4 protein-coding genes are annotated in these 3,743 nt (G+C 65.6%); 2 read left to right on the top strand and 2 right to left on the bottom strand.

The genetic code is table 11. The features are described from left to right. The first annotated feature begins 73 nt into the window (after positions 1–73). Both ACFYXM_RS36985 and ACFYXM_RS36980 read left to right on the top strand, forming a co-directional pair. The gene (locus tag ACFYXM_RS36985; RefSeq protein WP_389296226.1) at positions 74–1,420 is read left to right on the top strand and encodes an IS1634 family transposase; all 1,347 of its coding nucleotides are present in this window, start codon (positions 74–76) and stop codon (positions 1,418–1,420) included. Between the two features lie 544 nt (positions 1,421–1,964). Then, positions 1,965–2,087, top strand: a complete 123-nt coding sequence (locus ACFYXM_RS36980; RefSeq protein WP_267058206.1) for a hypothetical protein — start codon at positions 1,965–1,967, stop codon at positions 2,085–2,087. Between the two features lie 353 nt (positions 2,088–2,440). On the opposite strand, the gene ACFYXM_RS36975 is transcribed toward ACFYXM_RS36980, so the two are convergent. Together ACFYXM_RS36975 and ACFYXM_RS36970 are read right to left on the bottom strand one after the other, a co-directional pair. Further along, the gene (locus ACFYXM_RS36975; protein ID WP_389296224.1) at positions 2,441–2,695 is read right to left on the bottom strand and encodes a hypothetical protein; all 255 of its coding nucleotides are present in this window, start codon (positions 2,693–2,695) and stop codon (positions 2,441–2,443) included. Between the two features lie 101 nt (positions 2,696–2,796). Then, positions 2,797–3,627, bottom strand: coding sequence for a hypothetical protein (locus ACFYXM_RS36970; protein ID WP_389296223.1), 831 nt, complete (start codon positions 3,625–3,627; stop codon positions 2,797–2,799). Positions 3,628–3,743: the final 116 nt, after the last annotated feature.

Below are 3,743 nucleotides of genomic sequence, written 5' to 3'. Positions count from 1 at the left end.
GCCACGTGATCATTCTGGCTGTCCGGTACGGCCCGGCGCAGCAACCAGGCGACACATCACAACAGGGCAAACCTTGCCTGATGCGGCACTAGCTCCGTCGTCGAAGCTGGCCGCCGCGGACTGGGTCACGCACGACGTGCATGTCGAGGGGCTGCCGGCCACCGACGACGACGCCTGCTACCGGGCGATGGACTGGCTCCACGAGGTAACCGACGACCTGGAGAGACAGGTGTTCGACGAAGTCGCCAACCTCCTCAACCTCGAGGTCGACCTGCTGTTCTTCGACACCACCAGCACCTACTTCGAGCTCGAGGAGGCCGACGAACCCGTCGCCCGCGACGACAAGGGCAACGTCCTGGCGAACGACCGCCCACCCGCTGAAGAGGTGGGCGAGAGCGCGGACCAGGCCGGGTTTCGCACCTTCGGCAAGTCGAAGGACTCCCACGACGACCTGCCGCAGATCGTGATCGGGATGGCCGTCACGAGGGACGGGATCCCGGTCCGCGTCTGGTCCTGGCCCGGCAACACCGGTGACCAGAAGCTGATCCGGCAGGTCAAGGACGACATGCGGGACTGGACCCTCAGCAAGATCGTGTGGGTCACCGACCGTGGATTCTCCAGCGAACGAAACCGCCGCTACCTCCGCCAGGGCGAGAACGCCTACATCGTCGGCGAGAAACTTCGCTCCGGCAGCCCGGAGGTCAAGGCCGCCCTGTCCCGCCAGGGCCGCTACGGCGAGATCGCCGGGAACATGCGGGTCAAGGAGGTACGGATCTCCGAGACCGAACGGTTCGTGATCTGCCACAACCCCGAAGCCGCCGCCCGAGACCAGCACATACGCGAACAGCTCGTCTCCCAGCTCACGACCCTGATCGAAGACACCGACCAGCTCAGCGACTTCAAGCGCGGCGAGCTCCGCGGCAAGATCGCCGACAAGCCCGGCCTCAACCGCTACCTCCGCACCACCCCGGCCGGCAAGCTCCGCATCGACACCGCGAAGATCAAGACCGAGGAGAACCTCGACGGCAAGTACCTGCTGCGATGCTCCGACCCGCAACTGTCCGCTGAGGACATCGCCCTCGGCTACAAGCAACTCCTCGAAGTCGAGCGGGGCTGGCGGGACATGAAGCAGATCATCGACCTGCGGCCCGTCTATCACCGGCTCGAGGAACGCATACGCGCACACGTCGTCCTGCGCTGGCTCGCCCTCCTGCTGATCCGCATCATCGAGACCACCACCGACGCGACCTGGACGACCGTCCGCCGCGAGCTCGACCGACTCCACCTCGGCACCTTCACCGGCCCCACCGGCCTGTTCCGGCAGGTCACCACCCTCACCAAGCCCCAGACCGACCTCCTGGCCAAACTCCACATCCCCACACCGAAGCAGATCATCACTCTCGAACCCGCACCCCGCTGACCAGCACGAACACCAGCGCCTAGAGAAACGCCTCTCAGGCGCCCTCACCCATGTCCGCGCAGGTCAGACCCCAGATTCGTGACTCTAGGCCGCTGAATTACGCGGAACGCAGGCGACTGGGGCCTGTACGTTCCCATGCACCGGGACCCGGTGACCGGCATCGTCCTGGTGGAGGCCCAGGTGACCATCCCGCGCCGCCGGTTGCCGGCCCTCGGGCGGTTGCTGCAACACCCGATCCGCGTTGCACCCCTGACCTGCGGTGTCAGCACCAGTTACCCGTCCGGGAACGCTGTTGCACTACCGTGTTGCAGCGTCCAGACGCACGAGACCCCGAAGCCATCGCTGACCTGTCTCACCAGAGTTAGACCGTGTCTCACTGAAGATGGACAGATGCTGGTCCGTTTTATCGAAGGTGGGTGGAAGGCGCGCGACCAACTCGCAAGTGGAAGGGCAAAGTGCCCTCCATCCGGGGAAAGCGCCGTCCGTGCGGTACGTGTCGCGCTACTGTCGCCACCTTGCGGCACTGACATGTTGGGAGATAACGATGGACCGGACAGAGCTCAAGGCCAAGATCGACGAGCTGATGCGCCAGTACGACGAGGAGGAGATTGACGGCGCAACCTACGCCCAGGCGATGATGGAGTTGACCGCCTCCGCCCAGGAGTGATAACCGGTCCGCAGCCGATCCCTCGGTATAGGTGCGCAGCCGACCCGTCTCACCGAAGGTGTACCGATGCGCGGGAGCGCTGGTCACGCCCGACCTATCGAGCACTTGGCCAGGGCCTCGGCCTCAGCGCGAGGCTACGGTCATCTCATCGGCAGGCGTCGGAGGTCGGCGCACCATCGACGGTGACTGCCGACTCCGGCTCCACTTTCGAGCTGGTGGCTGGCCTGCTGTCCGCCTTCGATGAGACGGACCAGCATCTGTCCATCTTCAGCGAGGCACGACCCAACTCAGTGAGACAGGTCAATCGCGGCCCCGGGGTCTCCTGCGTCAGGCTCAGCGCCGTGACCTTGAGGTCAGGCTGTGCGGATGTGCCGCACTGCGGTTTCATCGAGCTCGGCAGACAGGGTGAGGTCCGGCGCGAACTCCACCGGGGCACCGAAGAGCCAGCAGATCATTTCCCCGGCGCCGTTGACCGCCTCGGCGACAGTCCGCCCGAAACTCGCCTCGGCCAGAGCGGCGACAGAGGCGGCGTAGTAGCCGTCCGACCAGCTCACGCGAAGACGGAAGGGGAAGCCCTTCAGAAGCTTCCAGGAGTCGGCGCTCGCCATCTGGATGATCAAGGGGCTCGGCTGCCGCGCGGCTACCTACCATGGTCATCCCGCCCAGCCGAGTTCGAGGGCGGCGAGTGGGATCAGCTCACGTTGTGGGATCAGTCCTCGCCGCCGGGGTCCGGGACGCCGTCCTCGCCGTCGTGCTCATCGTCGGCAGCATCCTCGAAGGACATCTGACCGTCGACTTCGTCTTCCTTGTTCCCTTCGTCATCGTCATACGGCCCTGCGGTGATTCCGGTGAGACCGGTGAAGTCGAAGTGCGGCAACATACCGGCGATGTCGAGCTTGGGCAGGGCATCGGCGAAGCTGCTTCGCAGGGCGGCAGTAAGGTCGACCTGCGGCCTTAGGTGTTCGACCAGACTTCGGTTCAGGCCGACGAGGTCCGGCTTCGGATACGCGTCGGCCAGGGCCTTGGCGAGAACAGCGTTGGACGTGGAGAAAATCTCGGCGTAGCTCCGGCGCAAGGGGCCGGCGATGTCCAGCGACTCCAGAAACTGCTTGGAGAGCACGCCTTCCGCTACGAATCCCGCCTGGCGCCACTCCTGCATGGCGCGCCGTGTCACGCCTGTGGCGCGGTTCTTCAGCCGCTTGAGGGTCTCCACGATCGCCGGGTCCGAGCCGTCCGGGGCCTCGGGCTCCTTCGGAGCCAAGAGGGTGGGCGTCTCGTCCCCATCCCGCGCGGAGAACAGAACCTTCGTCTCCCACACACAGGCCGTGTAACTCGGCTCCGACTCATCGCCGTCGAAGGCCAGCCCGTAGAGCACCCACCGGGCGTTGGCCGTGTACCAGATATCCCCTTCGATCTCGTGTCCTGTCACATCCGTGACGGAGAGCAGATCGACCTCGGGTGAGGCGAACCAACCACGCCACTCCACGGAGCCTGTGCTCCCCAGACCGGCGAACCCAGACGTTGAGGCGAGGACCTCCACCGCCGTCTGCGCGACACGCGACCGGCGCTGTCACGTTGTTGAGGGTGTGTATGCCTGACGGTGTGTCGGGTGTGGTGGGGTCGGGTTCCGGCTCGGTGCTCAGGCCGCGGCAGGCA

Origin of the sequence: Streptomyces sp. NPDC002476 (genome assembly GCF_042889785.1) — a bacterium.
Lineage (GTDB): Bacteria > Actinomycetota > Actinomycetes > Streptomycetales > Streptomycetaceae > Streptomyces.
Note: the sequence above shows the minus strand (reverse complement) of the source record. Positions and strands in the feature narration are given on the sequence as shown.

Bases quoted from the DNA above. Each gene is read 5' to 3' on its own strand.
- ACFYXM_RS36975 (WP_389296224.1), bottom strand. From the start codon at position 2,695: ATGGCGAGCGCCGACTCCTGGAAGCTTCTGAAGGGCTTCCCCTTCCGT.
- ACFYXM_RS36980 (WP_267058206.1), top strand. From the start codon at position 1,965: ATGGACCGGACAGAGCTCAAGGCCAAGATCGACGAGCTGATGCGCCAG.